The organism is Thiobacillus denitrificans DSM 12475 (genome assembly GCF_000376425.1).
Taxonomy (GTDB): Bacteria; Pseudomonadota; Gammaproteobacteria; order Burkholderiales; family Thiobacillaceae; genus Thiobacillus; species Thiobacillus denitrificans.
In genome coordinates this window covers 328,656-345,037 of the sequence record NZ_AQWL01000005.1, presented here as the reverse complement: position 1 = coordinate 345,037, position 16,382 = coordinate 328,656, and the positions used below count along the sequence as shown (strand labels likewise).

General features: G+C 65.0%; 15 protein-coding genes. 6 read left to right on the top strand and 9 right to left on the bottom strand.

Annotated elements, in window-relative coordinates; all coding sequences use genetic code 11:
- Positions 1 to 3: 3 nt before the first annotated feature.
- The 6 genes from hemF to dusB all read right to left on the bottom strand — a co-directional run bounded on the left by hemF (position 4) and on the right by dusB (position 5,783).
- Positions 4 to 972 carry an oxygen-dependent coproporphyrinogen oxidase gene (gene hemF, locus B059_RS0110560; RefSeq protein WP_018078222.1) on the bottom strand — a complete coding sequence of 323 codons (969 nt, stop codon included), beginning with the start codon at positions 970 to 972 and terminating at the stop codon, positions 4 to 6.
- Complete coding sequence (gene tsaC, locus B059_RS0110555) at positions 972 to 1,520, bottom strand: L-threonylcarbamoyladenylate synthase type 1 TsaC (RefSeq protein ID WP_018078221.1); 549 nt, start codon at positions 1,518 to 1,520, stop codon at positions 972 to 974. Before tsaC ends, hemF begins: the two co-directional genes overlap by 1 nt.
- Before the next feature lie 10 nt (positions 1,521 to 1,530).
- Entirely contained in the window at positions 1,531 to 2,808 is a 1,278-nt protein-coding gene (gene purD, locus B059_RS0110550; RefSeq protein ID WP_018078220.1) for a phosphoribosylamine--glycine ligase, read from the bottom strand.
- A 95-nt stretch (positions 2,809 to 2,903) separates the two neighbouring features.
- Positions 2,904 to 4,463 (bottom strand): bifunctional phosphoribosylaminoimidazolecarboxamide formyltransferase/IMP cyclohydrolase, encoded by a 1,560-nt coding sequence (gene purH, locus B059_RS0110545; protein WP_018078219.1) that lies wholly within the window; start codon positions 4,461 to 4,463, stop codon positions 2,904 to 2,906.
- A 19-nt stretch (positions 4,464 to 4,482) separates the two neighbouring features.
- Positions 4,483 to 4,722: a helix-turn-helix domain-containing protein gene (locus tag B059_RS0110540; RefSeq protein ID WP_018078218.1), complete on the bottom strand. Its 240-nt coding sequence runs from the start codon at positions 4,720 to 4,722 to the stop codon at positions 4,483 to 4,485.
- Positions 4,723 to 4,736: 14 nt separating this feature from the next.
- The gene (gene dusB / locus B059_RS0110535) at positions 4,737 to 5,783 is read right to left on the bottom strand and encodes a tRNA dihydrouridine synthase DusB (protein ID WP_018078217.1); all 1,047 of its coding nucleotides are present in this window, start codon (positions 5,781 to 5,783) and stop codon (positions 4,737 to 4,739) included.
- A 131-nt stretch (positions 5,784 to 5,914) separates the two neighbouring features.
- Between dusB and mscL the strand changes: the two genes are divergently transcribed.
- Complete coding sequence (mscL, locus tag B059_RS0110530) at positions 5,915 to 6,337, top strand: large conductance mechanosensitive channel protein MscL (protein ID WP_026177445.1); 423 nt, start codon at positions 5,915 to 5,917, stop codon at positions 6,335 to 6,337.
- A 68-nt stretch (positions 6,338 to 6,405) separates the two neighbouring features.
- Here mscL and polA read toward each other — a convergent pair whose 3' ends face one another.
- Positions 6,406 to 9,132 (bottom strand): DNA polymerase I, encoded by a 2,727-nt coding sequence (gene polA / locus B059_RS0110525; protein ID WP_018078215.1) that lies wholly within the window; start codon positions 9,130 to 9,132, stop codon positions 6,406 to 6,408.
- Between the two features lie 14 nt (positions 9,133 to 9,146).
- On the opposite strand from polA, the gene B059_RS0110520 reads away from it, so the two are divergent.
- From B059_RS0110520 to B059_RS0110510, 3 genes are all read left to right on the top strand, one after another.
- The gene (locus B059_RS0110520; protein ID WP_018078214.1) at positions 9,147 to 9,875 is read left to right on the top strand and encodes an LOG family protein; all 729 of its coding nucleotides are present in this window, start codon (positions 9,147 to 9,149) and stop codon (positions 9,873 to 9,875) included.
- A 52-nt stretch (positions 9,876 to 9,927) separates the two neighbouring features.
- On the top strand, positions 9,928 to 10,251 hold the full coding sequence (locus B059_RS0110515; RefSeq protein ID WP_018078213.1) for a DUF2782 domain-containing protein: 324 nt from the start codon (positions 9,928 to 9,930) through the stop codon (positions 10,249 to 10,251).
- A 127-nt stretch (positions 10,252 to 10,378) separates the two neighbouring features.
- A complete protein-coding gene (locus B059_RS0110510; protein ID WP_018078212.1) occupies positions 10,379 to 11,152 on the top strand; it encodes a BPSS1780 family membrane protein in 774 nt (257 codons plus the stop codon).
- On the opposite strand, the gene B059_RS0110505 is transcribed toward B059_RS0110510, so the two are convergent.
- Positions 11,128 to 13,326 (bottom strand): UvrD-helicase domain-containing protein, encoded by a 2,199-nt coding sequence (locus B059_RS0110505; protein WP_026177443.1) that lies wholly within the window; start codon positions 13,324 to 13,326, stop codon positions 11,128 to 11,130. The two genes, B059_RS0110510 and B059_RS0110505, sit on opposite strands and share 25 nt — an antisense overlap.
- 47 nt (positions 13,327 to 13,373) lie before the next feature.
- Between B059_RS0110505 and B059_RS0110500 the strand changes: the two genes are divergently transcribed.
- Complete coding sequence (locus B059_RS0110500; RefSeq protein WP_018078210.1) at positions 13,374 to 13,625, top strand: MoaD/ThiS family protein; 252 nt, start codon at positions 13,374 to 13,376, stop codon at positions 13,623 to 13,625.
- Between the two features lie 192 nt (positions 13,626 to 13,817).
- Positions 13,818 to 15,356, top strand: a complete 1,539-nt coding sequence (locus tag B059_RS0110495; protein ID WP_018078209.1) for an alkaline phosphatase PhoX — start codon at positions 13,818 to 13,820, stop codon at positions 15,354 to 15,356.
- Positions 15,357 to 15,444: 88 nt separating this feature from the next.
- On the opposite strand, the gene B059_RS0110490 is transcribed toward B059_RS0110495, so the two are convergent.
- Positions 15,445 to 16,332 (bottom strand): phosphoribulokinase, encoded by an 888-nt coding sequence (locus B059_RS0110490; RefSeq protein ID WP_018078208.1) that lies wholly within the window; start codon positions 16,330 to 16,332, stop codon positions 15,445 to 15,447.
- Between the last annotated feature and the right edge of the window lie 50 nt (positions 16,333 to 16,382).

The window sequence follows — 16,382 nt, the reverse complement described above, 5'->3', positions numbered from 1 at the left end:
GCCTCAGACCCAGTCGCGCGCGGTGAGAAAATCGGTGTAGAGCACCGCTTCCGGTGTGCCGGGCGCGGGATGCCAGTCGTAGCGCCATTTCACGATCGGCGGCAGCGACATCAGGATCGATTCGGTGCGCCCGCCCGATTGCAGGCCGAACAGGGTGCCGCGGTCGAACACCAGGTTGAATTCGACGTAGCGGCCGCGCCGGTAGGCCTGGAAATCGCGTTCGCGTTCGCCGTAGGGGGTGTCCTTGCGGCGTTCCAGGATCGGCAGGTAGGCATCCAGGAACGCATCGCCCACGCGCCGGGTCATGCCGAACACATGCTCGAAGCCGCCTTCGGAAAAGTCGTCGTAGAAGATGCCACCGATGCCGCGCGGCTCGTTGCGGTGTCTGAGGAAAAAGTAGCGGTCGCACCACTCCTTGAAGCGGGGATGCAAGCCGGCGCCGAACGGGTCGAGCGCGGCCTTGCAGGTGGCGTGAAAATGCCGCGCGTCGTCCTCGAAGCCGTAGTAGGGTGTCAAATCCATGCCGCCGCCGAACCACCACACCGGCGTCTCGCCCTCCTTCATCGCGGCGAAGCAGCGCACGTTCATGTGCACCGTCGGCACGTAGGGATTGCGCGGGTGCAGCACCAGCGAGACGCCCATCGCTTCCCAGCGCCGCCCGGCGAGTTCCGGACGGTGCGCGCTGGCCGACGGCGGCAGCTGGTTGCCCATCACGTGCGAGAAATTCACCCCGCCGCGCTCGAATACGCGGCCTTCCTCGATCAACCGCGAGATGCCGCCGCCCTTCAAGCCTGATCCAGCCTTGTCCCCTTTATGCCCTTCAGGGTGCTCTCCCGTACCGGGGGGGGAGCGTTCCCAGGCATCGGTGCGGAACGGCAGGCCGTCGGCGATCTCCAGCGCGGCGACGATGCGCGTCTGCAAGTCGAGCAGCCAGGTTTTGACGGCTGGGGGGTCGAAGGCGTCGGTAGGCATCAGGGTCTCAGGACGGTTCCGGTGGAGAGGTCGATCAGGGTGGAAGGGCGGCGGCGCTGGCCGATGCGGCCCTCGATCACGCGCACCTGCGCACCGAATATTCTGCGGCATTCGGCCGCACTTTTGGCGGGCGGCTGGCCGCTTTTGTTGGCACTGGTGGAAACCAGCGCCATGCCGAGGCTGCGACACAGCCGTGCGGCGCAGGCCTGGGCGGTAACGCGCACCGCGATGGTGGGGCGTCCGCCGGTGAGCAGGGGGGGGCAGGCGGCGGAGGCGGGCACCACCCAGGTCACGGGGCCGGGCCAAGTGCGTTGCATCCGTGCCCGATCAGGCGCGCTCAGGGGGCGCACAAAGGCTTGCAGCCGCTTGAAGCGGTCGGCGATCAGCAGCATGCCCTTGGCGGCGCTGCGGCCCTTGAGCCGGATGAGGCGCTTGAGTGCGCGCGGATTGCGCGGGTCGCAGCCGAGGCCGTAGCAGGATTCGGTCGGGTAGGCGATCAGGCCGCCACGCCGCAGATGTGCGCGCAGGTTGGTCGCCCCGCAGCTCACGCCTGACGCCTCACTTCTTGCGGTCGAGTGCGCGCCAGCCGATGTCGCGGCGGTATTGCATGCCTTCGAAATGGGTGCAGGTCACCGCCTCGTAGGCGCGTTTCTGCGCCATGCGCACGCTGTCGCCGAGCGCGGTCACCGCCAGCACGCGGCCGCCGCTCACCACGGTGCGGTCATCCTGGGTGGCGGTGCCGGCGTGGAACACGTGCAGGTCTTCGGCGGCCGCGGGCAGCGGGCCGATGACGGCGCCCTTCTGCGGGGCGTCGGGGTAGCCGGCGGCGGCCAGCACCACCGCGAGCGCGGTGCGGCGGTCCCATTCGGCCTCGATCTGGTCGAGCCTGCCGTTGACCGCAGCTTCCACCAGCGCGACCAGATCGGACTTCAGCCGCATCATGATCGGCTGGGTTTCCGGGTCGCCCATGCGGCAGTTGAATTCGAGTACCTTGGGGGCGCCATCGGCACCGACCATGATGCCGGCGTACAGAAAACCGGTGTAGCGGATGCCGTCGGCGGCCATGCCCTCGACCGTGGGATGGATCACCTCGCGCATGATGCGCGCGTGCAGTTCGGGCGTGACCACCGGCGCCGGCGAATAGGCGCCCATGCCGCCGGTGTTGGGGCCGGTGTCGCCGTCGCCCAGACGCTTGTGGTCCTGGCTGGACGCCAGCGCCAGCACGTGCTCGCCGTCGACCATGACGATGAAGCTGGCTTCCTCGCCAATGAGACATTCCTCGATCACTACGCGGTGGCCGGCTTCGCCCATGCTGTTGCCGGACAGCATGGCGTCCACGGCAGCGTGCGCCTCCTCGGCGCTCGTCGCGACGACCACGCCCTTGCCCGCGGCCAGACCATCGGCCTTGACCACGATGGGCGCGCCGTGTTGATCGATGTAGGCGTGTGCCGCGGCAGCGTCGGTGAAGGTACCGAACGCCGCAGTGGGGATGGCGTGGCGCGCCATGAACTGCTTGGCGAAATCCTTCGACGATTCGAGCTGGGCAGCGGCCCGGGTGGGGCCGAAAATCTTCAGCCCGGCGGCGCGGAAGGCATCGACCACCCCCGCTGCCAGGGGAGCTTCGGGCCCGACCACCGTGAATGCGATGTCTTCGTCGCGGCGGACGAACTCGAGCAGCGACGGAATCTCCGTCAGCGGCACGTTGACGAGTCTGTCCTCGGTCGCGGTGCCGCCGTTGCCGGGGGCGACGAACACTTGCGAGACGCGGGGCGATTGCGCGAGCTTCCACGCCAGTGCGTGTTCGCGTCCGCCGGAGCCGATGACGAGGATCTTCATGTGTGTGACGGGCTGGTTAGGGGTTAGGGCTAGGGTTTAGGAACTAGGGAATGAGCGACTTCGCCGCACCCCCCGGCCCCTATAACTCTTCGCATTCAATGCCGGAAATGTCGCGTGCCGGTGAACACCATCGCGATGCCGTGCGCGTTTGCCGCGGCGATGACTTCGTCGTCGCGCATCGAGCCGCCAGGCTGGATCACCGCCTGGATGCCGGCGGCCGCGGCCTGGTCGATGCCATCGCGGAAGGGGAAGAAGGCGTCCGATGCCATTACCGAACCGGGCACGGCGAGGCCGGCGTGCTCGGCCTTGATCGCGGCGATGCGCGCGGAGTTGACGCGGCTCATCTGGCCGGCGCCGACACCCACCGTCATGCGGTCTTTTGCGTAGACGATGGCGTTGGATTTGACGAACTTGGCGACGCGCCAGGCGAACAGGAGATCGTCCATTTCCTTTTCGGTCGGCGCGCGCTGCGTGACGACCTTCAGTTCGGCGTTGAGCAGTATGTCGGAATCCTGCACCAGCAGGCCGCCGGCTACGCGCTTCATGTCGAGCTGGGCGATGGCTCCCGTCCATTTTCCGCATTCGAGCAGGCGCACGTTCTTCTTGGCGGCGACCGCGGCGGAGGCTTCCGGGCTGACCTCGGGCGCGATGATGACCTCGACGAACTGGCGCTCGACGATGGCGGCGGCGGTGGCGCCGTCGAGCCGGCCGTTGAAGGCGATGATGCCGCCGAAGGCCGATTCGGGATCGGTCTGGTAGGCGCGGTCGTAGGCCTCCAGCAGGGTCGCGCCGTAGGCGACGCCGCAGGGGTTGGCGTGCTTGACGATGACGCAGGCCGGGGCAGCGTCGAACTGCTTGATGCACTCAAGCGCGGCGTCGGTGTCGGCGATGTTGTTGTAGGACAGCTCCTTGCCCTGGATCTGCCGCGCAGTTGAAATCGTGCCGGCGGGCGCGTTGGCCTCGACGTAGAAGGCGCCGGCCTGATGCGGGTTCTCGCCGTAGCGGCAGGTCTGCGCGCGGGTGAACTGCAGGTTCAGTTTTTCGCCGAAGGCCTCGCGTTCGTTGCTGGTGTTGAGCGCAGTCAGGTAGTTGCTGATGGCGCCGTCGTATTCGGCGGTGTGGGAGAAGGCCTTCTTCGCCAGCGTGAAGCGGGTGGCGTCGGTCAGTGCGCCGCCGCTGGCCTGCATTTCGGTGATGAGCTTGGGGTAGTCGGCAGGGTCGGTGACAATGGCCACAAAGCGGTAGTTCTTGGCCGACGAGCGCACCATCGCCGGGCCGCCGATGTCGATGTTCTCGATAGCGTCGTCGAGCGTGTGTGGTTTCGACACCGTGGCGACGAAGGGATACAGGTTGACGCACACCAGATCGATGTAAGGCATGCCGTGTTCGGTCATCGTCGCCACGTGCTCCGGCAGGTCGCGACGCGCCAGGATGCCGCCGTGGACCTTCGGATGCAGCGTCTTCACGCGGCCGTCGAGCATTTCCGGAAAGCCGGTGTATTCGCTGACGTCGATGACCGCGAGGCCGGCGTCGCGCAGCGCCTTGGCGGTGCCGCCGGTGGACAGCAGCTCGACGCCGGCCGTGGCGAGGGCGCGGGCGAAATCGACGAGGCCGGTTTTGTCCGACACGGAAAGCAGGGCACGCTGGATCTTCATTTGGCGAGAGAGGGAAAGGTTAGTCGGAAAGGCCGTGTTCGCGCATCTTCTTGCGCAGGGTGTTACGGTTGATGCCGAGCATGTCGGCGGCGCGCGTCTGGTTGCCTTCGGCGCGGTCGAGGATGTAGGTCAGCAGGGGTTTTTCCACCGCGCTCAGCACCATGGTGTAGATCTCGCTCGGTGCCTCCCCGTCGAGATCCTTGAAATAGCGGTTGAGCGATCGCCGCATGCAGGCGGCGATTTCGTTTTCTTCCATCATCTTGAGGTTCCCCTTTATGCCGCGAGTCGTGTGACAGCCGGCATGTCGTCCGCGTTATTGTTTTGTTGTTCGTAGCGCAGGCGGCTGTCTGCGCGCGCCGCCTGGGCAAAATACTCGTTGACCATCGCGAGCTGCCCGGCCACGGTGTCGAGCTGATTCATGGCGTGGCGGAAGGCGCTGCTGCCGATCAGCCCTCTGGTGTACCAGGAGATGTGCTTGCGCGCGACGCGCACGCCGGTGACGTCGCCGTAGAAGGCATGGAGGTCGTGGATATGCTCGAGCAGCACGGCGTGGATTTCTGCCACTTCGGGCTGTGGCAGATGCTCGCCGGTGGCCAGGTAATGCGCGATCTCGCGGAAGATCCAGGGGCGGCCCTGCGCGGCGCGGCCGATCATCACGGCGTCGGCGCCGGTGTATTCGAGGACGTATTTCGCCTTTTCCGGGGTGGTGACGTCGCCATTGGCGATGACGGGAATGCGCGCTTCCGCCTTCACCGCGCGGAGGGTGTCATATTCAGCCTCCCCGCTGTAGCCGCAGGCGCGGGTGCGACCGTGCATCGCCAGCGCCTGCACCCCGGCGTTCTCGGCGATCTTCAGGATGTTAAGCGCGTTCCTGTGCTCGCGATCCCAGCCGGTGCGGATCTTCAGCGTCACCGGCACCTCGGGGACGGCCTTGACCACGGCGTCGAGGATGCGCCCGACCAGGGCTTCGTCCTGCAGCAGGGCGGAGCCCGCCATCACGTTGCACACCTTCTTCGCCGGGCAGCCCATGTTGATGTCGATGATCTGCGCGCCGCGGTCGACGTTGTGGCGCGCCGCGTCCGCCATCATCGCCGGATCGGCGCCGGCGATCTGCACGCTGATTGGATCGACCTCGCCCTCGTGGTTGGCGCGCCGCGCCGTCTTGGCGGAGCCGTACAGCAGCGAGTTCGACGTCACCATCTCGGACACGGCCATGCCGGCGCCCAGCTTCTTGCAAAGCTGGCGGAAAGGCCGGTCGGTCACCCCGGCCATGGGGGCGACGATCAGGCGATTCTTGAGGAGGTGGCTGCCGATACGCATAAGGGATCGCATTTTACCCGCGTCGCGGGTCCCGACCAAGCCGGAGAGAATTTACATTTCAAACTGGAGGCATGCCACCTTAGCGGCTACTATCCACAAGGGTGTCTTTCATCGAAAAACAGGGGGAAAACATGAGTTTCATGTCGGAGTTCAAGGAATTTGCGGTCAAGGGCAATGCCATGGATCTGGCGGTCGGCGTCATCATCGGCGCTGCCTTCGGCAAGATCGTTGAGTCGATCGTCAACGATCTCATCATGCCGCTCATTGGCGCGGTGTCCGGCGGCTTTGACTTTTCCAACCTGTTCATTGCCCTGGACACGGTGCCCGAAGGCGTGGCGATGACGCTGGCCGAAGTGAAAGCGGCCGGCGTCCCGGTGTTTGCCTACGGCAACTTCCTGACCATCCTGCTCAACTTCATCATTCTGGCGTTCATCGTCTTCATCCTGGTGAAACAGCTCAACCGACTGAAGAAGGAAGCGCCGCCCGCCTCCCCCACGGCGCCGCCGGAAGACATCGTGCTCTTGCGCGAAATCCGTGACAGCCTGAAAAAATAGGGCGAAGACGCAGCGAACCGAAAGGCAGCCCGGCGGGGCTGCCTTTTTTCATGGGTCCCGGCGATGGGTCAGTGTGCGGCTTCCCAGTTGCGCCCCGTTCCCACGCCCACGCGCAGCGGCACCTTGAGCGACGCGACATTGCACATGTACCCCGGCAACTCGGCGCGCACGCGGTCGAGCTCGTTTTCCGGCACTTCGAGGATGAGTTCGTCGTGCACCTGCAGCAGCAGGCGGCTGGCCAGTTTTTCGCGATCGAGCCAGCCTTGCACTGCGATCATCGCCAGCTTGATGAGGTCGGCCGCGGTGCCCTGCATCGGCGCGTTGATGGCGGCGCGTTCGGCGCCCTGGCGGCGCTGCGGATTGCGGGCGTTGATTTCCGGCAGGGTCAGCCGGCGCCCGAACACGGTCTCGACATAGCCCTGGCGACGCGCGTCCTCGCGCGTGCGCTGCATGTAGTCGGCCACCCCGGGATAGCGCGCGAAATAGCGGTCGATCCAGGCCTGGGCGGCGGCACGCTCGAGGTTGAGCTGGCTGGCCAGGCCGAATGCCGACATGCCGTAGATCAGGCCGAAATTGATCACCTTGGCCATGCGCCGCTGCTCGGCATTCACGTCTGCCAGCGGCACGCCAAATACTTCGGCGGCGGTGGCGGCGTGGATGTCCTGGTCGTTGGTAAACGCATTCAGCAGACCGGCGTCGCCGGACAGGTGCGCCATGATGCGCAGCTCGATCTGCGAATAGTCGGCCGACAGCAGCACGTGGCCGGGCGGCGCGATGAAAGCTTCGCGGATGCGGCGGCCCTCGGCGGTGCGCGCGGGGATGTTCTGCAGGTTGGGGTCGGAGCTCGCCAGCCGCCCAGTCACCGCGGTCGCCTGCGAATAGCTGGTGTGCACCCGCCCGGTGACCGGATCGATCATCTGCGGCAGCTTGTCGGTGTAGGTCGACTTCAGCTTGGCCAGGCCGCGGTAGTCGAGAATCGCCCGCGCGATCGGGTGATCGAGCGCCAGCTGCTCCAGTGTCTCCTCGTCGGTGGAGGGCGCGCCGCCCGGGGTTTTCTTGACCACCGGCAGGCCCTTTTGCGTAAAGAGAATGTCGCCGATCTGCTTGGGCGAGCCGAGATTGAACGGCTGCCCGGCTTCCTGATAGGCGCGCTGCTCCAGTTCCAGCATCTTCTTGCCAAGCTCGCCGCTTTGCACCGCCAGTAAATTTCGATCCAGCAGTACGCCGGCGCGTTCCATGCGGAACAGGATCTGCGCCACTGGCAACTCGATGTCCCTGTACACGAAAGCCAGCGTGCTGGAGGCGGCGATCTGCGGCGCCAGGGCATCGCGTACCCGCAGCGTGACATCGGCGTCCTCCGCCGCGTATTCGCTGGCGCGCTCGATCGCCACCTGTTCGAAACCGATGCGCGCCGCGCCCTTGCCGGTGACATCATCGTAGCTGAGCGTCGCCAGCCCGAGGTGGCGCGTCGCCAGATTGCCGAGTTCGTGCGACTGGTGCGCTTCGAGCACGTAGGACTGCAGCAGCGTGTCGTCTGCCGCAGCACCGAGCGCGATGCCGTAATTGGCAAAAATATGGCGGTCGTACTTGAGATGCTGGCCGATGATTCTCGGCTCGGGCTGTTCCAGCAGCGGCTTCAATCTGGCCAGGACGGTGGCCCGGTCAAGCTGCGCGGGCGCGCCGGCATAGTGATGCGCCAGCGGCAGGTAGGCCGCTTCGCCGTGGGCCGTGGCGAACGAGATGCCGACCAGTTCGGCCTGCATCGCGTTGAGGCTGGTGGTTTCGGTGTCGAGCGCAAACGCCGGCGCGGCTTCCAGTTTGGTGATCCAGGCGTCGAGCCGGGTCTCGGTCAGGATGGTTTCGTAGCCGGCGCGATGCCCGCCGCTGCTGTCCTGCTCGGGCGTCGAGGCCGTGCCGGTGGCGGCGGCATCGAGCTCGCGCAGCCAGGTACGGAATTCGTAGCGCTCGAACAGCGTGCGCAGCGCGTCCCGGTCGCGCGGCTTGAGGACGAGATCGTCGAAATCGAACGGCAGCGCGACATCGGTCTTGATGGTGATCAACCTGCGCGCCTGCGGCAGCCAGTCGCGGGCGGCGCGCAGGTTGTCGCCGACCGTGCCCTTGATGGCGTCGGCATGCGCCAGCAGATTGTCCAGCGTGCCGTATTCGGCCAGCCATTTCACCGCGGTTTTCGGCCCGCATTTGGCGACGCCGGGGACGTTGTCGACCGTGTCGCCTACCAGCGTGAGGTAGTCGATGATGCGCTCCGGCGGCACCCCGAACTTGGCGGCCACCCCGGCCTCGTCGAGCGTTTCCTGGCTCATGGTGTTGACCAGCGTCACGTGGTCGTCGACCAGCTGCGCCATGTCCTTGTCGCCGGTAGAAACGATGCTGTGGATCCCCTTGCGCTCGGCGTGATGCACCAGGGTGCCGATCACGTCGTCGGCCTCGACGCCGTCGACGACGACGAGCGGCCAGCCCTCGGCGCGGATCGCCTCATGCAGCGGTTCGATCTGGTTGCGCAGATCGTCCGGCATCGGCGGGCGGTGCGCCTTGTAGGCAGGATAAAGCGTGTCGCGGAAGGTCTTGCCCTTCGCGTCGAACACGCAGGCGATATAATCGGCCGCGTAGTCCTTCCGCAGTTTGTGCAGCATCGCCAGCACGCCCTTGATCGCATTGGTCGGTTCGCCCGCCGAATTGCGCAGGTCGGGCAGCGCATGAAATGCGCGATACAGATAGGACGAGCCGTCCACCAGGAGCAGGATTTTTCTGGGTTGGCTTACACTGAAATCGTTCACGAGGCGCTCGAAAAATGCACATGGATAAATTGCCCGTCGCTATCGACCCGGGGCGCGCCGCCGAGATCAATTATTCGGCGCGTGAGTCGTGGCGGATGCTGGGAATTATGGCAGAGTTCGTCGAGGCGACCGAACGGCTGGCGTCGATCCGCCCGGCGGTTTCGATCTTCGGCAGCGCGCGCACGCCGCCCGACCATGCGTACTACATGCTCACCGAAGACATCGCGCGCAAGCTGTCCGATGCGGGCTTCTCGGTGGTCTCCGGCGGCGGCCCCGGGATCATGGAGGCCGCCAACAAGGGCGCGTATTTCGGCAAGTCGCCCAGTGTCGGCCTCAACATCCAGCTGCCGCACGAACAAAGCGCCAATATGTATCAGGACATCAGCCAGACTTTCCAGCATTTTTTCGCGCGCAAGGTCATGTTCGTCAAGTTCGCTGCGGCCTACGTCGTCATGCCGGGCGGTTTCGGCACGCTGGACGAGCTGTTCGAGGCGCTGACCTTGGTGCAGACCGGAAAAATCGCCGGTATCCCCATCATCCTGGTGGGCTCGAAATTCTGGGGCGGACTTGCCGAATGGGTGAAGGGCCGCCTGGTCGACGAAGGCATGATTTCCCCCGATGACGTTAAACTGATGCGCATCATCGACCGGCCGGAAGAGGTGATCGATGCGATCTTCAGCCACTATGAAAAACGCGGTTTCATGCCGTCTCTGGCCGAGCGCGAAATCCAGTTCAATCTGTAGTCCCCGTTTCCTTTTGACCTAAGCTGACAATATTCGCTTTCTGGAGCCTGCCATGCGTTATCCCGTTGTGTTGCTGACCCTGATGCTGAGTGGCCTTGCCGTTGCCGCCGCACCGCCCGAGCATCCACCCGGGCTGCAGCCGGTCCCGGATGGCGCGCCGGGGCCCGGCGACGCACCTGCGGTGACGATCAAGCCGAGCAGCCAGGGCCGCGTCGTCGAATACCGCGCCAACGGCAAGCTGTACATGCTGAAAGTCATTCCCAAGGTCGGCAAGCCGTATTTCCTGATCGACCAGAAGGGCGACGGCCAGTTTGCACGGCAGGACAGCCTCGACTCCGGCATGCGGCCGCCGATGTGGGTGGTGAAGGAATTCTGACCCGTTGCCGGCGCACCGGTTATTCCATTGACGGGGCCCCCGGTCGTTCGCGGCGCCCGTCAATGACAGCCCGGCCTGAACGTTTCCTTTTCAAGCCGATTCGTGCCGTACCCATCCCATCCGCTGCATGACTACTGCATCCAATCAAGACATTCCGCGCAAGGTCGCAGCCAGCCAGGGCTTCCAGTGGCTGGCCGCAGGCTTTCGCCTGTATCGCAAGAATCCCTTGCTGCTGTCCGCCGCGTTCGGCGTGTTATTCGGCGCGGTGATGGCGCTCGGCCTGATTCCCGTGGTCGGCGGGCCGCTGTCGGAGCTGGCTTCGCCGCTGATAGTGGCTGGATTCATGGCGGCATACCGCGCGCTCGACAGCGGCAGCGAGCTCGAACTGCCGAATTTTCTGGCCGGGATTCAGGGGCCGGCGATTCCGTTGATGGCCGTCGGCGCGGTGCAGCTGCTGGGCACCTTGCTGATCGGCCAGATCATGCTCGGCATGGGGTTCGATCCGGTGGCGATGATGGCTGCCGCCAAGGAGGGTGCCTCGCCAGCGGAAATGCAGGCGATACTCAATCAGGCCACGCCCGCGCTGCTTGCCGGACTGGCGTTGTTTGCTCCGCTGATCATGGCCACCTGGTTCGCGCCTGCGCTGATCCTGTTCGGCGGCGCGCGTCCGGCCACGGCGCTGGGAGTGAGCCTGCGTGCGGTAGCCAGAAACTGGGCGGCGATGCTGTTGAACAGTTTCGCGCTCGGGATGCTGCTGTTTTTTGCCGCGCTGGTGCCGATGCTGCTTGGCCTGCTGGTGGCGATGCCGGTCCTGTTCGGTTCGCTGTATGCCTCGTATCAGGCGATTTTCGCGGTATGGGCGGACGACACCGCGCCCTACGCGGGCGACAACTTGGCGTAGGCCAGCGCCAGCCACTTGGTCCCGGCCTCGCGGAATTTCACCTGCACGCGCGCGTCCGGCCCGCGCCCCTCGAAGTCGATGATGATGCCGGTGCCGAACCTGGCATGGGCGACGCTCTGCCCTACCTTGTAGCCGGTATCGTTGCCGGACTGGCCCTGGCTGCGCGGTATGGGGGCCGACGCGCGATAGGCCGGGGAAACGGTGGATTCGCTGCGGTGGTTGAGCGGCAGCAAGACCTGTTCCGGCAGCTCATCCAGAAAGCGTGACGGCAGGCCGTAGCGGATCTGCCCATGCAGCATGCGTGACTGCGCGTGCGACAGATACAGGCGGCGCCGCGCGCGAGTGATCGCCACGTACATCAGCCGCCGTTCCTCCTCCAGGCCGTTTTCCTCGTGCGCGCTCTGTTCGTGCGGAAACAGCCCTTCTTCCAGCCCGGTGATGAACACGGCGTGAAACTCCAGTCCCTTGGCGGCGTGCACCGTCATCAGCTGCAGCGCGTCATGGCCGGCGCCGGCCTGGTGCTCGCCCGCTTCCAGCGCGGCGTGGGCGAGAAAACGATCCAGCTCGGGCTGGGTCGTTTCGGCGGAGGCTGACGCCTCGGCCGTGGCGGCGGGGTCGGCCGCATTTAGAGAAACGAATTCCTCGGAGAACAGCGCGGCGGCGTTGATCAGTTCGTTGAGGTTTTCCAGGCGGTCGGCGCCTTCCTTGTCGGCGCGGTAGTAGTCCGCCAGCCCGCTGGCCTCGATCACATGGTCGATGGCCTCCGCCAGCGGCAGGTCGCGCGTGGCGGCCTTGATCTCCTCGATCAGCCGGGCGAACCCCGCCACCTTGCCGCCGCCGCTGCCCTTTGGAGTGCAGGCCGCCTGCCACAGGCTGGTGCCCGCGCGCGCGGCGCCGTCGGCCAGTTGTTCCAGGGTGCGCGTGCCGATGCCGCGGGCGGGAAAATTCACTACCCGCAGAAAGGCGCCATCGTCTTCCGGGTTGGTCAGCAGGCGCAGGTAGGCCAGCGCGTGCTTGATTTCCTGGCGCTCGAAAAAACGCAGTCCGCCATACACCCGATACGGCACGCTGGCGGAGAACAGCGCATGCTCCAGCACCCGCGACTGCGCGTTGGAACGATACAGCAGCGCCATGTCGGACAGCGCCACGCCCTCGCGGTTGAGCGCGCGCACCTCGTCGACGACGAAGCTCGCCTCATCCTGATCGGAATAGGCGTTGAACACGCGGACCGGCTCGCCGTCGCCCTCCGCCGTCCACAGGTTCTTGCCCAGGCGGTGTGCGTTCTGCGAGATCAGCGTGTTGGCGGCGGTGAGGATGTGGCCGTGGCTGCGGTAGTTCTGCTCCAGCTTGATCACGTTGCCGTGCGCGAACTCGCGCTCGAATTCCGCCATGTTGGCAGTGTTGGCGCCGCGGAAGGCGTAGATCGACTGGTCGTCGTCGCCGACCGCGAACAGCGCGGTATGCGGCCCGGCAAACAGCTTCAGCCAGCGGTACTGCAGCGTATTGGTGTCCTGGAACTCGTCGATCAGGATGTGCTTGAAGCGGTCGCGGTAATGCTCGCGCAACGGTTCGTTGCGGTACAAGAGCTCGTAGGCGCGCAGCAGCAGCTCGGGGAAATCCGCCACGCCTTCGCGCTGGCACTGCGCATCGTAGGTCTCGTACAGTTCGGCCAGCCGCATCGAGTATTCGTCGTGGGCTTCGGCGTCGCGCGCGCGCCGTCCGGCTTCCTTGTGGCCGTTGATGAACCACTGCACCTTCTTTGGCTCGTATTTCTCGGTGTCGACGTTCATCGCCTTCATCAGCCGCTTGATTGCCGACAGCTGGTCAGCGGAGTCGAGGATCTGGAACGACTGCGGCAGGCCGGCTTCGCGGTAGTGGATCCGCAACAGCCGGTTGGCCAGGCCGTGAAAGGTACCGACCCACATGCCGCGCGTGTTGATCGGCAGCATCGCCGAAATCCGCGTCAGCATCTCCTTCGCCGCCTTGTTGGTGAAGGTCACCGCCAGCACGCCCAGCGGAGACACCTGGCCGCTCTGGATCAGCCATACCATGCGCGTGGTCAGCACCCGCGTCTTGCCGGAGCCGGCGCCCGCCAGGATCAGCGCGGACCCGTGCGGCAGCGTCACCGCGGCGCGCTGTTCGGGGTTGAGGTTTTCCAGCAGGGAGAGGGACATACGGCGGTAAAATCGGGCGGTCAATTGGTAATTATAAAGGCCCCCCCATGGTGAAAATCCTGTTTTTCGGCGACCTGGTCGAAACCCTCGGCATGGCGTCCGACGAGATTTCCCTGCCGCCCGACGTCACCGACGTTGAGCGGCTGCTGTTCGTGCTGTCGAAGCGCGGCGAGATGTGGAAAAAGATGCTGCTCGGCAATCCCAGGCTGAATATCACGGTGAACAGGCAGTTCGCCGAAAAATCCGCTCCGCTCAGGGACGGCGACGAAGTTGCGCTGGTGGGATTCGCCGTGGTGTAAGCCATGGCCATGAGGACACGCGATGATTCTCGATGTCCGGCTTCAAACTTTCATGGGAGCATCATTTTTCTGTAAGGGCCGCTCGGGATACTGCATCGCGTCGGGCAGGCACGCTTGTCCGACGCGACCAGACCCCGGACGCTTTCCGTCGCGGGCGCGCCTTTCAGACCGAAATCAGGAGATGAAATCCCCATGTTCAAACTCAGCCCCGTCGCGCTCGGCATCAGCCTGGCGCTCGCCGCCGTCGCCGTCCATGCGCAAGACAGCACCGGCCCGCAGAGCTCGCAGACCCCCTATATCGTTCCCACCGCCCCCGGCTGGGAAGTCGTTTCGCTGCTCACTGTCGGTGACTCCGCCAAGAACGTCGACTACCGCATGGTCGGCATTCCGGACGGCATGGGCGCGCTGCCCGGCAAGTTCGCCGCGAACGGCGGCTATGTCGCCGACAAGGCCTACATGACCTTCTTCCTCAATCACGAGCTCGGCGCCACCTCGGGCGTTACGCGCGCCCACGGCGCAACCGGCGCCTTCGTGTCGCAGTGGACCATGCACCTGAACAGCAAGCAGATCATGGCGGGCGAAGACCTCATCACCCAGGTGAAGGACTGGGACAATCTCAACAAGCAGTTCGTCGACGCGACCGGCGCGACCCAGTTCGGCCGCTTCTGTTCGGCCGACCTGCCGGCCAAAACGGCTTTCCACAACCCGGCGACCGGCCGCGGCTTCGACGGCCTGATCTTCATGAAGGGCGAGGAGGCGGGTAACGAAGGCCGTGCCTATGCCACCATCGTCAGCGGCGACGAAAAGGGCACGAGCTATCAGCTGCCCTCCCTCGGCCGCTTCTCCTGGGAAAACTCGGTTGCCCATCCCAACGCCGGCGACAAGACGCTGGTCGTCGGTCTCGACGACTCCAGCCCTGGCCAGGTCTACCTCTATGTCGGCGACAAGCAGCGTTCCGGCAATCCGGTCGAGCAGGCGGGCCTGCAAAACGGCAAGCTCTACGGCATCCGGGTCAATAACGGGGGGGACGGTTATGGCAACGGTCTGGTGAAGCTGGAGGCGGGCGCGATCAACGGCAGCTTCGACCTGGTCGACATGTCCGACATCGTGGCGCTCGACAGCGGCGCGCAGCTGCAGACCCAGTCGACGGCACGCGACGTCACCGAGTGGGCGCGCCCCGAAGACGGACACTGGGACACCCAGAATCCCAACGTGTTCTACTGGGCAACGACCGGCCGCAGCGGCGCGACCGCCCGCCTGTACAAGTTCAGCTTCGACTCGGTCGCGAATCCCACCGGCGGCACGGTCGAGATGGTGCTCGATTCCGCCAGCCTCGTCGGTACCGATGGCCAGGCCGCGCGTTCCTTCGACAACATGACGGTCGACGGCGACGGCAACATCATCATCCAGGAAGATCCGGGCAATAGCGCGTATATCGCCAAGGTCTGGAAGTTCAACCCGGCCAGCAAGCAGGCGGTGCAGATTTTCGAGTCCGATCGCAGCCGCTTCCTGTCGGGTGCGCCTGGCTTCCTGACCCAGGACGAGGAGAACTCGGGTGTCATCGACGTCACCGACATCGTCGCCAACGCCAACTGGTACGAATCCGGCCGCCGCTATTACCTCGGCAACATGCAGGCGCACTACGGCCTCCCGGGCGAACTTGTCCAGGGTGGCCAGGTGTACCTGATGGCCTCGCCCAAGGTCGGGGATGCCGGAAAAGGCAGGAAGTAAGCGTTGCTCGGCGCCCGTCTGGCGGGCGCCGCCTGAAAAGAGAAAGGGCGACCCGCGGGTCGCCCTTTCTCTTGGATGTGACCGGAACTTACGTGCGCTTGCCCGCGATCATGTCCTGAATGATGGGGGCCAGGATCAGCTCCATAGCGAAGCCCATCTTGGCGCCCGGTACCACGAGGGTGTTGCGGCGCGACATGAAGGAATTGCAGATCATGTTCAGCAGGTAGGGGAAATCGACCCCTTTGGGTTCGCGGAAGCGGATCACGATGAAGCTTTCGTCCGGTGTCGGAATGTCGCGCGTGATGAAGGGGTTGGAGGTGTCGACGGTCGAGACGCGCTGGAAGTTGATGTCGGTGCGCGAGAATTGCGGGGTGATGTAGTTCACATAGTCCGGCATGCGGCGCAGGATGGTGTCGACGATGACGTCGGCGGAGTAACCGCGCTCGGCGCCGTCGCGGTGGATTTTCTGGATCCATTCGAGGTTGACGATGGGCACCACGCCGATGCCGAGGTCGACGTGCTGCGAGACGTCGATGTCGTCGGCTTTCACCAGGCCGTGCAGGCCTTCGTAGAACAGCACGTCGGAGCCGGCGGGCACGTCTTCCCACGGGGTGAATTCGCCGGGGTTGAGGCTGGTATTGAGGCGCTTGTTGTGCTCGGCGGCTTCTTCGTCGCTGTGGATGTAGTAACGCTTCTTGCCGCCACCGGTTTCGCCGTAGGTCTTGAACAGTTCGGCCAGCTTGGCGAAGTGGTTGGCTTGCGGGCCGAAGTGGCTGAACGACATGTTGCCTTCAGCTTCGGCTTTTTTCACGGCTTCCTTGAAGTCAATCCGGGCCAGGCTGTGGAAGCTGTCGCCTTCGATCACGGCGGCATTGATTTTTTCACGGAAGAAAATGTGCTCGAACGCGCGTTTGACCGTGGTGGTGCCGGCGCCGGATGAACCCGTGACCGCAATGACGGGATGCTTCTTGGACATGCTGGGACTCCCTGAAGAGGTAAGAATAAAAAGCGAAAACGCCGCATTTT

Bases quoted from the DNA above. Each gene is read 5' to 3' on its own strand.
- hemF (WP_018078222.1), bottom strand. From the start codon at position 972: ATGCCTACCGACGCCTTCGACCCCCCAGCCGTCAAAACCTGGCTGCTC.
- purD (WP_018078220.1), bottom strand. From the start codon at position 2,808: ATGAAGATCCTCGTCATCGGCTCCGGCGGACGCGAACACGCACTGGCG.
- purH (WP_018078219.1), bottom strand. From the start codon at position 4,463: ATGAAGATCCAGCGTGCCCTGCTTTCCGTGTCGGACAAAACCGGCCTC.
- B059_RS0110540 (WP_018078218.1), bottom strand. From the start codon at position 4,722: ATGATGGAAGAAAACGAAATCGCCGCCTGCATGCGGCGATCGCTCAAC.
- dusB (WP_018078217.1), bottom strand. From the start codon at position 5,783: ATGCGTATCGGCAGCCACCTCCTCAAGAATCGCCTGATCGTCGCCCCC.
- mscL (WP_026177445.1), top strand. From the start codon at position 5,915: ATGAGTTTCATGTCGGAGTTCAAGGAATTTGCGGTCAAGGGCAATGCC.
- B059_RS0110520 (WP_018078214.1), top strand. From the start codon at position 9,147: ATGCACATGGATAAATTGCCCGTCGCTATCGACCCGGGGCGCGCCGCC.
- B059_RS0110515 (WP_018078213.1), top strand. From the start codon at position 9,928: ATGCGTTATCCCGTTGTGTTGCTGACCCTGATGCTGAGTGGCCTTGCC.
- B059_RS0110510 (WP_018078212.1), top strand. From the start codon at position 10,379: ATGACTACTGCATCCAATCAAGACATTCCGCGCAAGGTCGCAGCCAGC.
- B059_RS0110505 (WP_026177443.1), bottom strand. From the start codon at position 13,326: ATGTCCCTCTCCCTGCTGGAAAACCTCAACCCCGAACAGCGCGCCGCG.
- B059_RS0110500 (WP_018078210.1), top strand. From the start codon at position 13,374: ATGGTGAAAATCCTGTTTTTCGGCGACCTGGTCGAAACCCTCGGCATG.
- B059_RS0110495 (WP_018078209.1), top strand. From the start codon at position 13,818: ATGTTCAAACTCAGCCCCGTCGCGCTCGGCATCAGCCTGGCGCTCGCC.
- B059_RS0110490 (WP_018078208.1), bottom strand. From the start codon at position 16,332: ATGTCCAAGAAGCATCCCGTCATTGCGGTCACGGGTTCATCCGGCGCC.